13 protein-coding genes and 1 pseudogene are annotated in these 19,448 nt (G+C 69.9%); 6 read left to right on the top strand and 8 right to left on the bottom strand.

The window, feature by feature from the left end:
- Positions 1-49: 49 nt before the first annotated feature.
- The 3 genes from E1292_RS01450 to E1292_RS01460 are packed head-to-tail and all read right to left on the bottom strand — an operon-like array spanning position 50 to position 4,621.
- Positions 50-2,926 carry a glycoside hydrolase family 3 protein gene (locus tag E1292_RS01450; protein ID WP_132591159.1) on the bottom strand — a complete coding sequence of 959 codons (2,877 nt, stop codon included), beginning with the start codon at positions 2,924-2,926 and terminating at the stop codon, positions 50-52.
- Positions 2,927-2,939: 13 nt separating this feature from the next.
- The gene (locus tag E1292_RS01455) at positions 2,940-3,761 is read right to left on the bottom strand and encodes a carbohydrate ABC transporter permease (protein ID WP_246089848.1); all 822 of its coding nucleotides are present in this window, start codon (positions 3,759-3,761) and stop codon (positions 2,940-2,942) included.
- Positions 3,758-4,621, bottom strand: a complete 864-nt coding sequence (locus tag E1292_RS01460) for a carbohydrate ABC transporter permease (RefSeq protein ID WP_132591161.1) — start codon at positions 4,619-4,621, stop codon at positions 3,758-3,760. The genes E1292_RS01455 and E1292_RS01460 overlap by 4 nt, the downstream gene beginning before the upstream one ends.
- 149 nt (positions 4,622-4,770) lie before the next feature.
- Here E1292_RS01460 and E1292_RS01465 point away from each other — a divergent pair.
- Positions 4,771-5,966: pseudogene (locus E1292_RS01465) on the top strand (RNA-guided endonuclease InsQ/TnpB family protein); the annotation flags it as partial.
- Between the two features lie 37 nt (positions 5,967-6,003).
- Here E1292_RS01465 and E1292_RS01470 read toward each other — a convergent pair.
- The 4 genes from E1292_RS01470 to E1292_RS01485 form a co-directional block, all read right to left on the bottom strand.
- Positions 6,004-7,308, bottom strand: coding sequence for an ABC transporter substrate-binding protein (locus E1292_RS01470; protein ID WP_132591165.1), 1,305 nt, complete (start codon positions 7,306-7,308; stop codon positions 6,004-6,006).
- A gap of 17 nt (positions 7,309-7,325) precedes the next feature.
- Positions 7,326-9,611 (bottom strand): TIM-barrel domain-containing protein, encoded by a 2,286-nt coding sequence (locus E1292_RS01475; protein ID WP_132591167.1) that lies wholly within the window; start codon positions 9,609-9,611, stop codon positions 7,326-7,328.
- Between the two features lie 159 nt (positions 9,612-9,770).
- Positions 9,771-10,598, bottom strand: coding sequence for an alpha/beta fold hydrolase (locus E1292_RS01480; protein ID WP_132591169.1), 828 nt, complete (start codon positions 10,596-10,598; stop codon positions 9,771-9,773).
- A gap of 153 nt (positions 10,599-10,751) precedes the next feature.
- Positions 10,752-12,140 (bottom strand): NAD(P)H-quinone dehydrogenase, encoded by a 1,389-nt coding sequence (locus E1292_RS01485; protein WP_132591171.1) that lies wholly within the window; start codon positions 12,138-12,140, stop codon positions 10,752-10,754.
- 142 nt (positions 12,141-12,282) lie between these two features.
- Between E1292_RS01485 and E1292_RS01490 the strand changes: the two genes are divergently transcribed.
- The gene (locus E1292_RS01490; protein WP_281283997.1) at positions 12,283-12,774 is read left to right on the top strand and encodes a gamma-glutamylcyclotransferase family protein; all 492 of its coding nucleotides are present in this window, start codon (positions 12,283-12,285) and stop codon (positions 12,772-12,774) included.
- On the opposite strand, the gene E1292_RS01495 is transcribed toward E1292_RS01490, so the two are convergent.
- On the bottom strand, positions 12,771-14,075 hold the full coding sequence (locus E1292_RS01495) for an MFS transporter (protein WP_246089849.1): 1,305 nt from the start codon (positions 14,073-14,075) through the stop codon (positions 12,771-12,773). The genes E1292_RS01490 and E1292_RS01495 overlap by 4 nt on opposite strands.
- A gap of 110 nt (positions 14,076-14,185) precedes the next feature.
- Here E1292_RS01495 and E1292_RS01500 point away from each other — a divergent pair, with 110 nt between their 5' ends.
- From E1292_RS01500 to E1292_RS01515, 4 genes are read left to right on the top strand one after another with little or no spacing between them, the layout of a single operon-like run.
- Positions 14,186-15,178 carry an Lrp/AsnC family transcriptional regulator gene (locus E1292_RS01500; RefSeq protein ID WP_132591175.1) on the top strand — a complete coding sequence of 331 codons (993 nt, stop codon included), beginning with the start codon at positions 14,186-14,188 and terminating at the stop codon, positions 15,176-15,178.
- Complete coding sequence (locus E1292_RS01505; protein ID WP_132591177.1) at positions 15,175-16,479, top strand: M20/M25/M40 family metallo-hydrolase; 1,305 nt, start codon at positions 15,175-15,177, stop codon at positions 16,477-16,479. The genes E1292_RS01500 and E1292_RS01505 overlap by 4 nt, the downstream gene beginning before the upstream one ends.
- 3 nt (positions 16,480-16,482) lie before the next feature.
- On the top strand, positions 16,483-17,286 hold the full coding sequence (locus tag E1292_RS01510; protein ID WP_132591179.1) for a purine-nucleoside phosphorylase: 804 nt from the start codon (positions 16,483-16,485) through the stop codon (positions 17,284-17,286).
- A complete protein-coding gene (locus tag E1292_RS01515) occupies positions 17,283-18,911 on the top strand; it encodes a phospho-sugar mutase (protein ID WP_132591181.1) in 1,629 nt (542 codons plus the stop codon). Before E1292_RS01510 ends, E1292_RS01515 begins: the two co-directional genes overlap by 4 nt.
- The last annotated feature ends 537 nt before the right edge of the window (positions 18,912-19,448 follow it).

The raw sequence follows: 19,448 nt of genomic DNA on the forward strand, positions 1-19,448 counted from the left end.
ATCCCACAAACTGGATAATATCGCTATCCAAGGAGGAGGGTGGTCGCACCTAACCGGTGAACGAGAAGTCCCTGATCCGCAGGTCGCCCCTGAACACGAGGTACAGATCGCCCTTGCCCGCCCGGAGCGAGGCGCTCGCCGTGCCCCACCGGTAGATCCCGCCCGTGGCGGGCACCTGCGCGGTGGCGAGCAGCCGGCCGGTCGGCGAGCCCGAGCGCACCTCGACGGCCCCGCCGCTCACCGACGCGACCCCGGCGGTGAGGCGGGAGCCGTAGGAGGCACGGGTGAAGGAGATCCAGTCGCCCTCCGTGCCCGCCACGACGTCGCCGGCCGCCTTGGTCTCGTCCACGAACGACACGCCCTTGTAGTCGTCGAAGTCCATCGCCCGGGTGGTCCTGGCCAGGTCGCGCACGGGGATCGTCTCGCCGGGCACGCGCAGGGTCGTGCGCTGGCGGATGCGGTCCGACGATGAGCCGACGAGGACGTCGTGGGTGGCTCCCTCGACGGCCCACGTGTTGCGGGTGTGGTCCCAGACGGCCAGGTCCGACCGCTTCAGGGTGAAGGTCACGGTACGGGACTCCCCAGGGTCCAGCGTGACCCGCCGGAAGCCGCGCAACTGCTTGACCGGCTGCTCGAAGCGGGACCGGCGCTGGTGGGTGTAGAGCTGGACCACCTCGTCGCCCCTGGCGTCACCGGTGTTGGTGACCTTCACGCTCACCTGGTCGCCGCGCACCTTGAGCCCCTGGTAGCCGAACGACGTGTAGCTCAGCCCGTGCCCGAAGGCGTAGAGCGGCCTGTCCTTTCCATAGAGGTACGTCATGCCGGTCTTCGTCAGGTCATAGTCAAGGATGTCCGGCAGATCGTCCGACGCCGGCCAGGTCTGGGTGAGCCGGCCGGCCGGATTGACGTCGCCGAACAGCACGTCGGCGACGGCGTGGCCGGTCTCCGAGCCGGCGTGCGTGGTCCACAGCAGGGTCGGCGCGTCCACGATGACGGGATAGCTGGTCTCCAGGACGACGACCGTCCTCGGGTTGGCCTCGCGCACGGCCTCGATCAGCCGCCGCTGCCCCTCGCCCAGCCGGAGGTCGTCGCGGTCGTGGAACTCGCGCCCCGCCACGAACGGGTGGCTGCCGACCACCACGACCGCCACCTCGGCCTCCGCCGCCCGCGCTGCGGCCTCGGCGACGCCGTCGGAGACGACCTCCTTGGCGAACCTCGCCGCCTGCGCCTTGGGGGCCAGGCCGAGCGTGCCGTCGGCGGCGACGCTGACGTACGGGTCGGGCAGCGCGAACCAGCTCTCGACGGCCTCGAAGCCGGCGTACCTGATCAGGTAGGCGCCGTCGGGCTGCCGCTCCAGCGCGAACTGCTGGGAGACGTACCAGCCGTCGGGGTCGGCGTCGTCGGTGTCGAGGGAGCGCCAGTCGCCGCCGAGCAGCCTGCCGTTGCCCGCGTTGCGCAGCGTGGACACGCCACCCGTCCAGTCGGTCAGGTCCCACTGCGAGGCGGCCGTGGGCGCGCGGTCGGTGAGCGCCGCGTTGTCGTCGGGGCCCGTGCCGGTGGCGGTGACGTACCTGCCGGACTCGAGGTGCTTGAGCGCGACGCGCTCCAGGCCCTGGCTGGTCGTGACGTCCCCGACCCGCTCCTTGATCCCGTCGAGCGGCGTCACCTGGTACGGCAGCTGCCCGGAGTACCAGTCCCGGTACACCTTCCCGGCCAGGGGCCCCACCACGGCCGCCGACTTCGGCGCCGCCAGCGGCAGCACGCCGGAGTTCCTGAGCAGCACCGCGGCCTTGCCCGCGGTTTCGCGGTTGAGCCTCCGGTGGGCGGCGCTGTCGATCACGTCCTCGGTGATCTTCTTGTACGGCCCGCCGTCCGGGTCGAAGTGCCCGAGCCGGGTCCGGATCGACAGGACGTTCCGCACCGCCCTGTCCACGTCGGTCTCGGTGATGAGGCCCTGGTCGAGCGCCGCCGTGAGGTGCTGGACCATCGGCCCGCCGTCGCCGCCGTCGATCGTGTAGCTGTCGAGCCCGGCCTTCAGCACGGCGGCGAACGCCTCGGGCTTGGTGTCGTAGTACTTCTCCAGGTCCGTGAGCGCGTGCGGCCCCCAGGCGTCGCTGACGTTGTAGAGCGTCCTGTCCGTCCACGACCTGACCACCGTGTTCAGGTCGGGGTTGACGTGGTTGGGCCGCCCGTTGGCCAGGTTGTACGACGCCATCACGCCGGTCGCCGCGTCCGCCGAGATCGCGGCCTTGAACGCCGGCTCGTAGTACTCGTGCTTGAGCTTCGGCGTCAGGTTGGAGGAGGTGAGGCTGCGATTCACCTCGTTGTTGTAGGCCAGGTAGTGCTTCAGCACGGGCGCGGTCTTCAGGTAGAGGGGGTCGTCGCCCTGCAGGCCCCTGCCGTAGGCGGTGGAGATCGCGCCGGTAAGCAGCGGGTCCTCGGAGTAGCCCTCCTCGTTCCGGCCGGAGCGCGGGTCGCGCAGCAGGTCCACCACGGGCGCCCACACCTGCAGTCCCCACAGCACGGGGTCGGCGGCGTTGTGGCCGCGCACCTCGTCACCGACCGCCGAGCCGACCTTCTTGATCAGCGCCGGGTCCCAGGTGCTGGCCAGCCCGACCGCCTGCGGGAAGACCGTCCCGGCGGCGAACTTCTGGTTCCAGCCGTCGTCGCGGTGGTTGGACCAGGCGACGCCGTGCAGCGCCTCGGTGCCGTTCTTGTGATATTCGATGCCGAGGCGCGGGATCGCCGGCTGCGACTGGTGCAGCAGGCTGAGCTTCTCCGGCAGCGTGAGCCGGCCCAGCAGGTCGTCGACCCGCTGGTCCAGCGGCAGGCTCGGGTTCTGGAACGGCAGGCCGGCCGCCTGGGCGGGCGGCGCGGCGAGCAGCGAGGCCGCCAGGACGAGGGTTGTTGATAACACGAATCGCATACAACGTTCTCCATCACTTGATGGCGCCGACCGTCACACCTCTGGTCAGCGTGCGCTGGAAGATCAGGAAGAAGGCGATCGCCGGGACGACGCCGAGCAGGGCCGAGGCGCTGGACATCGTCGCGTCCATGTATCTCTCGCCCTGCAGGACACCCAGCGCGACGGGCACCGTCTGGGTGTCGTTCGAGATCAGCAGGATCAGCGGCAGGAAGAACTCGTTCCAGGTCCAGATGAAGAAGAAGATCAGCAGCACGCTGAGCGTGGGCCGGCTGATCGGCACCACGATCCGCACCAGCGACCGCAGCCGGCCGGCGCCGTCGATCGCCGCCGCCTCCAGGATCTCCTTCGGGAACTGGCCCAGCACCGCGCTCAGCAGGTAGGTGCCGAACGCCGCCTGGATCACCGTCATGACGACGATCACCGACAGCCGGGTGTCGTACAGGCCCACTGCCTTGGCCAGGTAGTAGAGCGGGTAGGCCAGCGACTCCTGCGGGAGCGTGTTGGCCACCAGGAAGAGCACCAGGATCGACAGCCGGCCCTTCACCCTGCCGATGCCCAGCGCGTACGCGTTGAGCACCGACAGCACGACGGCCAGCACCGACACCGACGCGCTGATGACGAAGCTGTTCCAGAGCTTGGTGCCGAACTCGACCCGGTGCCAGAAGTCCACGATGCCCCGCAGGTAGAGCCCGTCGGGCAGGCTCAGCGGCCCCTGCGAGCTGTACTCCGCCGGCGACTTGACCGCGTTGATCGCCACGATCGCGAACGGGAAGATCATCACGACCGCCAGCACGACCAGCGCGAACAGCACCGCCCAGCGCCCCGGGCCCCTCACGGCTCACGCTCCTGCACGCGCAGGAACAGGAACGTCACCACGACGATGATCAGGGCCAGCACCGTGGCGATCGCGGAGCCGTACCCGACGTTGCTCTTCTGGAAGAAGTTCAGGTACGAGAAGTACGACGGGACCATGGTGGCGTTGCCGGGCCCGCCGCGGGTCAGCACGAAGATCGGCCCGAACACCTTGAGCGCGGCGATCGTGCACGTCAGCAGCACCACGAAGATCTCCGGCCGGATCTGCGGGACCGTGATGTGCCAGAACTTGCGCCACCACGAGGCCCCGTCGATCTCGGCCGCCTCGTAGTAGGACGGGTCCACGCGCTGCAACCCGGCCATGAAGATCACCACTGGATAGCCGAGCTGGAACCAGACCATGACCGCCATGACCGTGGCCAGGGCCAGGTCGGGATCGCCGAGCCAGTCGAGCTCCAGCCCGGAGATCTGGTTGACCGCGCCGTACGACGGGTGCAACATCCAGCCCCACACCACGCCCGCGATGGCCACCGGCAGCACCTGCGGCAGGTAGTACATCGCCCGCAGCGCCGAGGCCGTACGCGTCCCGAAACGCCGGCCGATGTAGTCGAACAGGGCGGCCGCCAGCACGAGGCCGATCGCGGTCGGCACGACGGCCATCGCCACGATCAGCCCCACGTTGTGCTGGAACGACTCCCAGAACCGCTCGTCGCCGAGCAGCCTGGTGTAGTTGTCGAAGCCGATCCACCGCGGCGTGCCCACCCCCGACCAGCGGGTGAAGCTCGCGCCGACGTTCATCAGGAACGGCACGACGATGACGGCGAGGAACAGCAGCAGGCTGGGGACCAGGTAGAGCCAGTATCCCCTCGTAGGCCCCCTCATCAGAAACCTCCGAGGAAAGCCCGGCCTTCAGACGGGGGAGGAATCGGACTCCTGCGGAGCAGGACAGGGGCAGGCGATTCGCCGCCAGGCGGACCGCCGTCTACAACGACAGAGCGGTCTTTAACCGATCGCGCGGTGTGATGTAAGGCGTGGCGCAGATCGTGAAGCGGGCCTACAAGTACCGCTTCTACCCGACCGCCGAGCAGGCCGAAGAGCTTGCCCGGACGTTCGGCTGCGTCCGCCTCGTCTATAACAAAGCCCTTGAGGAGCGCACTCGCGCCTACACCCTGCAAGGCCGCCGCGTCTCCTACGTGGAGTCCTCGGCCGCGCTCACCCAATGGAAGAAGACACCCGAACTCGCGTTCCTGGGCGAGGTGTCGTCGGTCCCGCTCCAGCAGGCGCTGCGGCACCTGCAAGCCGCATTCGCGAACTTCTTCGCCAAGCGGGCCAAGTACCCGGCGTTCAAGAGCAAGAGGAAGTCCCGCGCGTCCGCCGAGTACACCCGCTCCGCCTTCCGTTGGCGGGATGGCCGGTTGACGCTGGCGAAGATGGATGCGCCGCTGAACATCGTGTGGTCCCGCCCCCTTCCGGAAGGGTCGGAGCCGTCCACGGTCACGCTCTCCCGGGATGCGGCCGGACGCTGGTTCGTGTCGATCCTGGTGGAGGAGAAGATCGCTCCGCTTGCCCCGGTGGAGCAGTCGGTAGGCCTGGACGCGGGCATCACGGCGCTGGCGACGCTCTCCACCGGCGAGAAGATCGTCAACCCCCAGCATGAGCGGGCCGACCGCAGGCGGCTTACTAAGGCGCAGCGGGCGCTGGCCCGCAAGGAGAAGGGGTCGAACAACCGGGCCAAGGCCCGGCTCAAGGTGGCGCGGGTGTACGCCCGCATCGCTGATCGCAGGAGGGATCACCTGCACAAGGTCACGACACGGCTTGTTCGCGAGAACCAAGTGATTGCCGTGGAGGACCTGACCGTCCGAAACATGGTCCGCAACCACAGTCTGGCCCGCGCGATCTCGGACGCGAGCTGGCGTGAGTTGCGGTCGATGCTGGAGTACAAGGCCGCCTGGTACGGGCGCACGTCGGTGGCGGTGGACCGCTGGTTCCCCTCCTCCAAGCTGTGCTCGGCGTGCGGCACCTTGCAGGACACGATGCCGCTGAACGTCCGCGAGTGGGAGTGCCCGGACTGTGGCGCCGTCCACGACCGGGACGTTAACGCCGCGAAGAACGTGCTCGCCGCCAAGCTGGGGGAGAGCTGAAACGCCTGTGGAGCTGGTGTAAGACCTCAACGAGAGTCCTCTCGGACGGGCAACCGGCGGTGAAGCAGGAAGGCCGACCGGCGACGGTTGGAATCCCCCGCCTTAGGCGGCGGAGGAGGTCAACTAGAAGCCAAGGTCGGCGAGGTTGTCCTCGTACGGCCCGGCGATCTCGTCCAGCACCTCGGAGGTGGTCTTGCTGCCGTTGATGAGGTTCTGGACGCCGGCCACCAGCACGTCGTAGTAGCCGGGCGCGGGCCAGTCGGGGTAGAAGGCCAGGCCGTCGGCGGCGGTCAGCTTGTTGAAGGTCTCGATGAGCTCCTTGCTCTTCTCGTCGGTGATCGCGGCCGGGTCCGCGGCGACGGGCACGCCGCCGGAGTTGCCGAGCAGGTTCTGGATCTCCTTGCTCATGGTGATGTCAATGAAGTCGTAGGCCAGGTCCTTGTTCTCCGACTTCTCCGGCACGACCCACAGGTTCCCGCTCGAACCGGGCGACATGGTGGCGCCGGGGAAGAGGAAGTGGCCCCAGTCGAAATCCTTGATCTCCGAGGCGAGGCGGCCGTACCACCAGCTGCCGCTGATCATGATGGGGAACTCGCCGTTCATGAACGCCACGCCCATGTCCTCGGCCTTGAGCCCGGAGGAGTTCTTGGCGATGTAGCCCTTCTGCACCCAGTCGGCGAACGTGTCGGCGCCGTAGGTGAACTCGGGGCCGTGGAAGTCGACCTTGCCCTTGTAGGACTGGAACGCCGCCAGCCACGGCTTCTGCGCCTTGGTGAGCGCGAGCTGGTAGAGGATCTGCTGGGCCGGGTATTCGGCGCCGGCGTTCGCGACGGGCGTCACGCCTGCCTCGACGAACGTGTCGAGCGCCGCCGTGAACTCCTCGAACGTCTTCGGCACCGCGACCTTGTGCTTGGCGAACAGGTCCTTGTTGTAATAGACCATCACGAACTCGCCGTAGTTGGGGATGCCGTACCACTGGCCGGAGCCCATCACGCCGCGGTCGTCGTACATCGCGGTGGTTCGCAGGCCGCCGGTCAGCAGCTTGTCCCAGCCGCGCTTGGTGGTCTCCTCCGTCAGGTCGGCGAGCAGGCCCTGCTTGGACAGCAGGCCGGCGGTGGCGTTGCCCTTGTTGTACTCCATGAGGTCGGGCGCCTCGTCGGAGTTGAGCACCATGCTCGCCGTCTTCTGGATCTGCTCGAAGCTCTTCTCCTCGAACTCGACGGTCACGTTCGGGTGGGACGCCTCGAACTTCTTGATCGCCTCGGCCCATGCCTTGCCCATGGCGCTCTGGGCCGACTCGTAGTGCCACAGTCTCAGCACGCGCGGCTGGCCGCTGTCCGCGGGCGACGGGCTGTCGGAGCCCGAGCCGCAGGCCGACAGGGCGAGCACCACGGCGGCCAGCGCCGCGGCGCCTCTCAACTTGACCATGATCCCTCCAGGGGGTGTCACACGATGACGGTTCGCGCGGGGGCTCCGGGCACCGGGACGATCTCGACCTCGGTGACCCGCTTCGGGCCGGTGACGGCGACGCGCAGCTCGTCGCCGTCCCTGGTGGCGACGGCGACCGTCACGCCGTCGGTGTCGTGGATCTCGGTGGTCCCGTCGACGCCCCCGAAGGCGAGGAGGGTGATCTCCGCCGGCACGCCGATCGTGTCCGCGGGCTGGGCGACCGGGATGAGCGCTCCGTGGCGGACGAACAGGGGGACCTGGTCGAGCGGCTTGCTCACCCGGACGTGGCGGGAGCCCTCCAGCACGTCGCCCGTCCAGTAGTCGATCCACGTGCCGCGTGGCAGGTAGACCTGCCGGACGCCCTCGGGCGCGGTCATGGGGGCGACCAGGAGGTCGCGGCCGAGCAGATATTCCAGGTCGGCCTGCCAGGCCACCGGGTCGTCCGGATGGTCCACGCACAGCGCCCGCATCATCGGCGCGCCCGTGCGCGCTGCCTCGACGGCCGCCGAATAGAGGTAGGGCATCAGCCGGTAGCGCAGCCTCAGCGCCGCCACCGCCGCCTCCTCGACCCCGGGGAACTCCCAGGGCTCGCGGGTGGTGGTGCCGTGCAGGCGCAGCAGCGGGGAGAGCGCGCCGAACTGGGTCCAGCGCACGTACAGGTCGTCGGACGGGCGGCCGGTGAAACCGCCGGCGTCGTGGCTCCAGAACGGCACGCCCGACAGGCCGTGCGCGAGCCCGCCCCTGATCGTGCTGCCCATGGCGGCGTAGCTGGTGTACGTGTCGCCGCTCCACTGGGCGCTGTGGCGCTGCCCCCCGAGGTACGACGAGCGCGCCCACACCAGGTCGTGGCCGTGGACCTCGCGGGTGACGGCGGCGACCGCGTCGTTGAACAGCAGGGTGTAGACGTTGTGCAGGTCGGTGCCGGTCATCCCGTTGGCGGCGACCGCGTCGCTGGGCACGCCCTCGGCGAAGTCGGTCTTGAACGCCGCGACGCCCTGGCGCAGCAGCCCGCGCAGCAGGCCCGTGAACCACTCGACGGCCGCGGGGCGGGTGAAGTCGACGATGCCGCAGGGCGGGAAGGAACCGTGCCAGCAGTCGGCGACGTAGACCTCGCCCTCACGATTCTTCAGGAAATATCCGGCTTCAGCGGCTTCCTGGAAGGCGGGGCTCAGATGGGAGACATACGGGTTCATCCACAGACAGACCTTGAACCCCATCCCGTCCAGCTCGGCCAGCATCCCCTCCGGGTCGGGGAAGTTCACCGGATCCCACCGCAGGTCCGACCAGTGGCCGTCGGCCTGCCAGTACGTGTCCAGGTGCAGCACGTCGCACGGGATGCCGCGCTCCCTGATCGTGCGCCCCCTGGCCAGCACCCGCTCCTGGCTGTCCACGCAGAACCCGGAGGAGATCCAGGTGCCGAACGCCCATTTCGGCGGCAGCGCGGGCCGGCAGGTCAGCCGGTCGTAACGGTCCAGCACGTCGGCGGGCCCCGGTCCGGCGATCACGTAGTAGTCCATCACGTCGTCGGGCACCAGGATCTGCACCACGCTGTGCGTCGACTGGCACACGTCGAACTCCACGGGCGCCCCGCTGTCGACGAGCACGGCGTACCCCTTGCTCGACAGGTAGAGGGGAACGTTCTTGTAGGCCCGCTGCGACTCGGCGCCGAAGGCGTCGAAGTTCCACATGACCGGCCGCTGGCCGCGTTTGTCCAGCCGGGTGAACGACTCGCCGAACCCGGCGAACGCCTCGTCGGGCGCGGCGGCGAAGCTCTCGTGGTAGGCCACGGGCGTGCCGCCGGTCGAGGAGCGGCCGAACGGCAGCGTACGGAGCCTGCCGCTGATGTCGGTGTGCCCGCGGTCCTGCTCGGCCAGCGTGGCGCCGGAGGCGTCGGTGAAGCGCAGGTGCCACGGCGCGAGGCTGATTTCGGCGCGCAGGGAGCCCGCGTCGATCACGATGGGCTGGCCCGGCGCCACCTCGGCCCTGGCCTCCGGATACCTGCCGGGTGTCACCAGGGAGATCGCCCTCTCCGAGCGGGGCCTGGCGGTCGCGTCCTCCGACAGCCGCACCCGGATGACGCCCTCCCCCGCCACGCCCACCTGGACGACCAGGGTCTCCTCCGCCGAGGTGACCGCCTTCAGCATCACCTCGGCGCCGTCGGCCGCGACCAGCTCGGCGGCGGTCAGCGCCGACAGCCCGCCCTCGCCTCGCGCGCGGACCGGCAGCTCGGGCGGGTCCGCCACGAAGTACTCGTGGGCGACCAGCGGGGGGTGATAGGGCATGGAGGCTCCTTCGAACGGCTGCGCCAACTCGTGAGTTAGTTTGCTGTCCATACCAACAAACGTCAACGGTCAGCGGCCCCGGGCACCCCGCGCACGCGGGAGCGCCTCCATGCCGGAGAGCTGGATCGACCCGGGAGCCCGCCCGGATCGCGGGGCCGGTCAGCCGCGCAGGAACTCCAGCAGGTCGCCGTTGAACCGCTCCTTCTGGCCCGGGACGAGGGCGATGCCGTGGGAGCCGCCTTCGTAGACCTTGTACGAGCAGTTCTTAATGATCTGTGAGGACTTGTCGCCGGCCGCCGCGATCGGCACGATCTGGTCGTCGTCTCCGTGCACGATCAGGGTCGGGATGTCGAACTTCTCGAGGTCCTCGGTGAAGTCGGTGGCGGAGAACGCGTCCACGCAGAGCACCCCCGCCTGGATGTTCTCGGCCATGCCCATGAGCCAGAAGGCGTCCTTGTTGCCCTGCGTCACCTTGTTGCCCGGGCGGTTGGCGCCGAAGAAGGCCTCCGCGCTGTCGCGCCAGAACTGCGAGCGCTCGGCGAGGATGCCGGCCTTCAGATCGTCGAACACCTCCTGCGGCGTCCCCTCGGGGTTGGCGTCGGTCTTGAGCATCAGCGGCGGGATCGCCGACAGCAGCACCGCCTTGCGCAGGCGGGACGTCCCGTGCCTGCCGACGTAACGGGCCAGCTCGCCACCGCCCATCGAGTGGGCCACCAGCGTGACGTCGTGGAGGTCGAGCGCGGTGATGAGGTCGTTCAGGTCGTCGGCGAAGGTGTCGAAGTCGTAGCCGTCCCACGGCTGGCTGGAGCGGCCGTGCCCGCGCCGGTCGTGCGCTATCGCCCGGAAGCCGTTGTCGGCCACCAGCTTCATCTGGTCGTGCCAGGCGTCGGCGTTGAGCGGCCAGCCGTGCGAGAAGACGACCGGCGGGCCGCTGCCCCAGTCGTAGAAGAAGATCTGCGTGCCGTCGCGCGTGGCTACGTAGGGCATGGTGCTCCCCGTCGATGGTCGTGTCGATGGAATGCCGGTGCGCGTGCACCCCGCACACGGGAGCACCTCACCCGCGAACGAGCCATACCGCAGTTCGCCGTCGGTTAAGGCCAAGGCCGGGTCTACGGGTCTTTGCCGCAGGAAACGGGGGGCCTAGATGGCGACGCCGGGCTGCATGAGGCGGCGGGCGGCCTCGGTGATGGAGCCCGACATCGAGGGGTAGACCGCGAACGTGTGCGCCAGCTGGTCGACGGTGAGCCGCTGCTGCACGGCCACCGACACCGCCAGGATCAGCTCGGACGCGCCCGGCGCCACCACCACGCCGCCCAGCACGATCGCGGTGTGCGGGCGGCAGAACACCTTGACGAACCCGTCGTTGAAGCCCTGCATCTTGGCCCGCGCGTTGGTGGCGAGCGGCAGCTTGACCACGTTGGCCTCGACCTCGCCGGCCTCGATCGCCCGCTGCGCGACCCCGACCGCGGCGATCTCCGGGTCGGTGAAGATGTTGGAGGCCACGGTGGACAACCGCAGCGGCTGCACGGCCTCGCCGAGCGCGTGCCAGACCGCGATGCGCCCCTGCATGGCGGCGACCGAGGCCAGCATGAGCACGCCCGTGCAGTCGCCGGCGGCGTAGACGCCCGGCGCGGACGTGCGGGAGACCTTGTCGACCTTGACGAAGCCGCCCTCGTCGAGCTGGACCCCGGCCTCCTCCAGGCCGATGCCGGAGGTGTTGGGCACCATGCCGACGGTCATCAGCGCGTGCGAGCCCTCGGCCGTGCGGCCGTCCTCCAGCGTCACCACCACGCCGTCGTGGGTGCGCTTGACGGAGGCGGCGCGCGAGCGACCCATGACGTTCATGCCGCGCCGCCGGTAGACCTCTTCGAGCACCTCGGCGCCGTCGGCGTCCTCGTTGGGCATCATCCGGTCGCGGCTGGAGACCAGCGTGACCTCCGCCCCGAGCGAGCGGTAGGCGCCGGCGAACTCGGCGCCCGTCACGCCGGAGCCGATCACGATCAGGTGCTCGGGCAGCTCGTCCAGGTCGTAGAGCTGGCGCCAGGTGAGGATGCGCTCGCCGTCGGGCTCGGCGCCCGGCAACACGCGCGGGGTCGCGCCGGTGGCCACGAGCACGACGTCGGCCCTGATCGTACGGTCGCCCGCGCGCACCACCTGCGGGTCGACCAGCCGCCCGCGCGCCTTGATGATCTCGACGCCCTCGGCCTCCACCCGCGTGGCGATGTCGGCGGACTGTGCCTGGGCCAGCTCCTTGACGCGCTGGTTGACCAGCGGCAGGTCGACGCCGACCGCGCCCGCGTCGCCGTCGGGACCGCCGGAGAACGACACCCCCAGCGAAGGGGCGTCGAGGAGGGCCTGCTTGCGGACGGAGGTCGCGATCAGCGTCTTGGACGGCACGCAGTCGGTCAGCACGCACGCTCCGCCCGGACCGTCCTGCTCGACCAGGGTGACCTGCGCGTCTAGCTGCGCGGCCACGAGTGCTGCTTCGTAGCCGCCTGGTCCGCCACCGATGATCGCGATCCTCGTCACATCCCCCATTGTCCCGTACGCGGTGGGGCAGGCGGCAACCGGGCCACGCCACCCGATCCGGATGGATCGACTCCGGCGGGCGGCGTGGCAGGATGGCGCGGTAGCTGGATGACGAAGCAGCACCCGGCGAGAGGGGTGGATCGTGGCGTGGCTTTCGAATCCTTCGGGCAAGTCCAATGACCTCAGGCTCTATGCCGCCTACGGCACCAACATGGACCCGGAGCAGATGGCCATGCGCGCCCCCCACTCCCCCATCTGGGGGGTCGGCTGGCTGCCCGGCTGGCGCCTGACGTTCGGCGGGATGGACCTCGCCTGGGAGGGCGCCGTCGCCACGATCGTCGAAGACCCCGACGAGCACGTGTTCGTCGTGCTCTACGACGTGCCCGAGTGGGAGGAGACCTCCCTCGACCAGTGGGAGGGCGCGGTCCGCGGGCGCTACCACAAGGTGCGGCTGCGGGTGCAGACCCTCGAGGGCGAGGTCGTGGCCTGGTTCTACGTGCTCGACGGCTACGAGGGCGGCCTGCCCTCGGCCCGCTACCTCGGCAGCCTGGCCGAGGCGGCCGAGCGGGCGGGCGCCCCCGACGACTACGTCAAGGAGTTGCGGGAGCGCCCCTGCACCTCGGTCGGCGGTTAGCGCAGCGGCTGGTCCTTGGTCTCCGGCAGCACGAAGATGTAGACCAGCGTCGAGATCAGCGCCAGCCCCGACATGTACCACGGGAAGAGCCCCGGGTTGCCCATCTCCTGCATCGCGGTGCCGATCAGCGGGGCGGTGCCGCCGAAGAGCGCCACGGTCAGCGAGTAGGGGAAGCCCGCGCCGGCCGCCCGCACCCTGGTCGGGAAGAGCTCCGAGTTCACCGCGGCCGAGATCGAGGTGAAGCCGCCCAGGAAGACCATGCCGACGAGCTGCACGGTCAGCAGGCTGCCGTACGCGTCGGTCAGCAGGCCCAGCAGCGGCACGGGCAGCAGGACGAACCCGAGCCCGAAGGCGATCAGCATCGGCTTGCGCCCGATCCGGTCCGACAGCATGCCGAGCAGCGGCTGCAGGATCATGAAGAAGACCAGCGAGATCGTGCCGATCTGGAGCGAGTCGGCCTTGTCGAAGTCCACGGTGATCTGCGCGTACGTCGGCAGGAACGTGGTCCAGGTGTAGTAGGCGACGGTGCCGGCGATCGTGATGCCCACGATGGTGGCGGCCGACCTCGGGTGGAGCCTGAGGAACTCGAACATCTTCTGCCGTTCGGCCCTGCCCTGCCGGACCTCCTCCGCCACGGCCGAGGTCTCGTCGGCGCCCTTGCGGATCCACAGGCCCACGAGGCTGAGCACGGCCCCCACGAAGAACGGGATGCGCCAGCCCCACGCGTCCATGTCGGCCTGGACCAGCATGGTGGCCAGCACGGCCGCGAGCCCCGAGGCCAGCAACTGGCCGATGGTGGTGCTGACGTACTGGAAGCTCGAGAACAGGCCGCGGCGGCCGGGAGGGGCCGACTCCACGAGGAACGTGGTCGCGGCGGCGAACTCCCCGCCCACCGACAGGCCCTGGATGAGCCTGGCCACGACCAGGATGATCGGCGCCAGCACGCCGACGGCCGCATAGGTGGGGGTCAGGCCCACGAGCAGCGAGCCCACGCCCATCAGCACGATGGTGCCCGTCATCGCGACCTTGCGGCCGTACCTGTCGGCGAACGCGCCGACCAGCAGGCCGCCCAGCGGGCGCATGAAGAACCCGACGGCGAACACCGCGAACGAGCTCAGCAGCGGGACCAGACTGTTGCCCGCGCTCTCGGGGAAGATCTGGCTGGAGAAGTAGATCGCGAGGAAGCTGTAGGCGTACCAGTCGTACCACTCGACGACGTTGCCGATGCTGGCTGCCGTGAGCTGGCGAAGGCGGCTCTTGGGGATGCCGAGTGGTGACTGCGTGGTGGGGGAGGTCGCCACGGATGGCTCCTTTGCTGACAAGTGCGGTGATGGCCTACTGTGCATGGGACGACCGAAACAGTCAATTATCTGGGAATTTATTTACATACCCGACAATGAGATGGTTGTAGGTGGATGTTCTCGACCGGCGCCTGGTCGCCGCGTTGCAAGTCAGCCCCCGCGCCTCGTGGGGCGAGCTCGGCAGGGCCGTGGGCGAGCACGAACGCACCGTCGCCCGGCGGCTCCAGCGGCTCATCGCCGAGGGGATCGTCCGGGTCACGGCCATCTACGACGACCTGCGCACCGGGCACGGCCGCCCCGTCCACCTGCACGTCCAGGTGCGTCCCGGCACCGCGGGCAAGGTCGCGCAGGCACTGGCCGACCGGCCTGACACGCGCTCGGTCTACTCGCTGACCGGCGCCGCCGACCTCGGCAGCGAGCTGGTCTCCCCCTCCCGCGAGGACCTGCACCACATCGTCTCCGCGCAGATCAGCGACATCGACGGCGTCGTGCAGACGCAGACCCAGGTCGTCCTCCACACGTTCACGACCGTCGCGGAATGGCACGCGCCCTACCTCACCGAGCAGGAGGTGGCCGAGCTCCGGCCCCCGCCGCCGCCGGATTGCCTGCCCGACGAGGACGGACTGTCGCCGCTGGAGGAGGAGATCGCCCAGCTGCTCACCCACGACGGCAGGATCGCCTTCACCGCGGTCGCCGAGCGGCTCGACATCTCCGTGCCGACCGCCCGCCGGCGCGTCACCTCGCTGCTCGAACGGCGGCTGCTGCTGCCGCGGGCGGAGGTCGAGCCCGCACTGCTCGGCCTGGAGGTCGAGGCCATGCTCTGGCTGAAGGTCCGCCCGCACGGGCTCGACCTGGTGGGCCGGCGGCTGGCCGCGCACCAGGACGTACGCTACTGCGCCGCCACCACAGGCACCCATTCCCTCATCGTGCAGGTGGTGGCGGCCCACGAGGCCGACCTCTACCGTTTCCTGACCGGCGTCGTCGGCCGGCACGACGAGATCACCGACATCGACCTCACCCTCATCACCCGCGCGCACAAGCGCGGCCACCTGCTCAAGTCCGGACTGCTCACGCTGGATCACCGTTGGGAGAAAACGCCATGACACCTGCCGAGAAGGAAGTCGCCGACCTCTGCGTGGAGCTGATCCGCGTCGACAGCAGCAACTACGGGGACGGCAGCGGGCCCGGCGAGCGCGCCGCGGCCGAGGTCGTCATGGCCAGGCTGGCCGAGGTCGGGCTCGAGTCCACGTACGTCGAGAGCGAGCCGAACCGCGGCAACGTCGTCACCCGCGTCGAGGGCACCGACCCGTCCCTGCCCGCCCTGCTCGTCCACGGCCACCTGGACGTCGTGCCCGCCAACGCCGCCGACTGGTCGGTCGACCCGTTCGCGGGCGAGGTGCGCGACGGCTACATCTGGGGCCGCGGCGCGGTCGACATGAAGGACATGGACGCGATGATGCTGGCGGTGCTGCGCCAGATGAAGCGCGAAGGGCGCAGGCCGCGCCGCGACATCGTCTTCGCCTGGCTGGCCGACGAGGAGGCCGGCGGCGTCTACGGCGCCAAATACCTCACGGCCAACAACCCCGAGCTCTTCGAAGGGGTCACCGAGTCGATCAGCGAGGTCGGCGGCTATTCCCTGGAGGTCGACCCGTCGCTGCGGCTCTACCTCATCGAGACCGCCCAGAAGGGCCTGGCCTGGATGAGGCTGACCGCCGACGGCACCGCGGGCCACGGCTCCATGCTCAACGACGACAACGCCGTCACCGAGATCGCCAGGGCGGTCGCCAGGATCGGCGAGCATGACTGGCCGCTCACCTACACGCCCACGGTCCGCCGGTTCCTCACCGAGGTCGCCGACGCCTACGGCATGCCGTTCGACGAGAACGACCCGCAGCCGATCCTGGACAGGATCGGGCCGCTGGTGCGCTTCGTCGGGGCGACGCTGCGGCACACCACCAACCCCACCCAGCTCGACGCCGGCTACAAGTCGAACGTGATCCCCGGCCAGGCCACGGCCGTGGTCGACGGGCGGTTCCTGCCGGGGTTCGAGGAGGAGTTCTTCAAGACCGTCGACTCGCTGCTCGGGCCCAAGGTGCGGCGCGACTTCGTGCACCACGACATCGCGCTGGAGACCTCGTTCGACGGCGCGCTGGTCGAGTCGATGATCGCGGCGCTGAAGGCCGAGGACCCGGCGGCGCGGGCGATCCCGTACTGCATGTCGGGCGGCACCGACAACAAGACCTTCTTCGCCGACCTGGGCGTGCGCGGCTTCGGGTTCGTGCCGCTGCGGCTGCCGGCGGACATGGACTTCGCGTCGATGTTCCACGGCGTGGACGAGCGGGTGCCGGTGGACGCGCTGCACTTCGGCGTGCGAGTTCTGGACAGGTTCCTCCTAAACTACTGAAACGTGAGTGAAGATCCGTACACCCTGGCAGGCGAGGCCGCCACGGCGCTTCGCGCCACCACCGGTTTCGACACCTTCGACGTGGCGCTCGTCATGGGGTCGGGGTGGGTGCCCGCCGCCGACGCGATCGGCGAGACGGTGAGCGAGATCCCGTTCACCGGCCTGCCGGGGTTCCGCGCCCCCGCCGTGGCGGGGCACGGAGGCAGGATCCGCGTCGTCCGCACCTCCGAGGGGCGGCACGCGCTGGTGTTCCTCGGACGCACGCACCTCTACGAAGGGCTCGGAGTCGACGCGGTGGTCCACGGCGTGCGCACGGCGGCCGCCGCCGGGGTCCGCACGCTCGTGCTGACCAACGCGGCCGGCGGCCTGCGCCCGGAGACGCAGAACGTCGGCGACCCCGTCCTGATCAGCGACCACATCAACCTGACCGGGGCCAACCCGATCACCGGCACCACGTTCCTCGACCTCACCGAGGTCTACTCCCGCCGCCTGCGCGCGCTGGCCCGCGAGATCGACCCGACGCTGGCCGAAGGCGTCTACGTCGCCTTCCGCGGGCCCACGTACGAGACACCCGCCGAGATCCGCATGCTCCGCACCCTGGGCGGCGACATGATCGGCATGTCCACCGTGCTGGAGGCCGTCGCCGCCCGCGAGGCCGATCTGGAGGTGCTCGGCATCTCCCTGGTCACCAACCCGGGGGCGGGCCTGTCCGGCGAGCCGCTCGACCACGAGGAGGTCCTGGAGGTCGGCCGGTCCACGGCGGCCCGCATGGGCGTGCTGCTTGCCAAGGTGGTGGACCGGCTTTGAGCGTGCTGCGGGAGGCGCGCGAGTGGCTGTCCCAGGACCCCGACCCCGACACCCGCGCCGAGCTCTCCCCCCTGGTCGAGCGGGAAGACCTCGCCGCGCTCGAAGAACGTTTCCGCGCCAGACTGGAGTTCGGCACGGCGGGCCTGCGCGGCGAGCTCGGCGCCGGCCCCAACCGGATGAACCGCGTCACCGTCATGCGCGCCGCCGCCGGCCTGGCCGCGGTGCTCGGGCCCGGCAAGCACGTGGTCATCGGCTACGACGCGCGGCACAAATCCGACGTGTTCGCCCGCGACACGGCCGCCGTGCTGACGGGCGCCGGGGTGCACGCCTCGATCCTGCCCGGCCCGCTGCCCACGCCCGTGCTGGCCTTCGCCGTACGCCGGCTCGGAGCGGACGCGGGCGTGGCGGTCACCGCCAGTCACAACCCGCCCCGCGACAGCGGCTACAAGGTCTTCTGGGACGACGGCTCCCAGATCGCGCCGCCGATCGACCGTGAGATCTCGGCCGCCATCGACGCCGTCGGCCGCGTCGACCAGCTGCTGATCGACGGCCCCGGCACGCTGACGGAGCTGGGCGAGGGCATCGTCGACGACTACATCGCCGCCGTGACGTCGCTCCCGCTGGGCGACGCCCGCGACCTGAGGGTGGCCTACACGCCGCTGCACGGGGTGGGCGCCGCCACGCTGACGGGCGCGTTCCTGGCCGCCGGGTTCCCGTCGCCGCTGGCGGTCGAGGAGCAGCGCGCCCCCGACCCCGGCTTCCCCACGGTGCCCTTCCCCAACCCGGAGGAGCCGGGCGCGATGGACCTGGCCGTGGCGCTGGCCGCCAAGGTAGGCGCGGACCTGGTCGTGGCCAACGACCCCGACGCCGACCGGTGCGCGGTGGGGGTGCCGCTGCCCGGCGGCGGCTGCCGCATGCTGACCGGCGACGAGGTCGGTGGCCTGCTGGCCGAGCACGTCATCGCGCACACCACCGGTGACCGGATGGTGGCCACCACCATCGTCTCCTCGACGCTGCTCGGCAAGATCGCGCGGGCGCACGGCGTGCGCTACGGCGAGACGCTGACCGGCTTCAAATGGATCACCAAGGCGGGGCCGGGGCTGGTCTTCGGCTACGAGGAGGCCATCGGCTACTGCGTCGGCACCGACGCCGGCCTCCCGGTCCGGGACAAAGACGGCATCGGTGCGGCCCTGGTGGTGGCGGGCATCGCGGCGGCCGCCAAGCGCGCCGGGCGTACGCTGCTGGACCTGCTCGACGACCAGGCCCGGCGCCACGAGCTGCACGCCACGGAACAACTCTCCTTCCGGGTGTCCGACCTTTCGCTGATCGCCGGCGCCATGTCGCGGCTGCGCGCGGCCCCGCCCGCGATCCTCGGAGGGCGCGCGGTGCTGCGGGCGGACGACCTGGCCAGGGGTGACGGCGGCCTGCCGCCCACCGACGGGCTGCGCTACGCGCTGGCGGGGGGCGCCCGCGTGGTGGTGCGCCCCTCGGGCACGGAGCCCAAGCTCAAGTGCTACCTGGAGGTGGTCGTGCCGGTGGCGGGCGAGGTCACCGAGGCACGGGCCGGGGCGGCCCGCGAGCTCGACCTCCTCAAGAGAGAACTCGCCGCCCTGCTCGACCTCTGACGATCGTTACCCTGCGTTATTCCGGCTAGACGCAGGGTGATATTCGGGAGCGCCGCCCATAGCCCGACACGCCCACGTCAATAATTTTACCCAAGCCGCCCGCGCCCTCCTGGAATGCCGATTGAAGAATGGCACCCGAGGGAATCGCTGTTCCTTTTCCGTACCCCCCAGGAATGCGTTTGTTCCGGGCCAGGAAGCACGTAGTGATTCGCGACCGCGAGACGAACCAGAAAAGGCCGGCGATTTCCGTCCGACGCCGGCCGTCCGCCGTACGACGGCGAAAGGGTGTCGCCCGCTCCGCAGGCCGGAAAGTCACCTCATACCGCCACATGACATGTCATCCGACCCGAAGCCATCAATTATTCTCAGTTCGCGCGCAAACCTACCCCACACGACGCACATTCCTGGCAAGTCACCCCTCGACCGGATCGCGGAAGCAAGGACATCAGCCCGCCTCACCTGTACAATCAACGCCATGACCTTGAGTCCGATCGCGTGGACGCAAGGCCGAGAAGGGGCACGGGAAAGCACATCAAG

It is taken from the genome of Nonomuraea deserti (assembly GCF_004348685.1).
Lineage (GTDB): Bacteria > Actinomycetota > Actinomycetes > Streptosporangiales > Streptosporangiaceae > Nonomuraea > Nonomuraea deserti.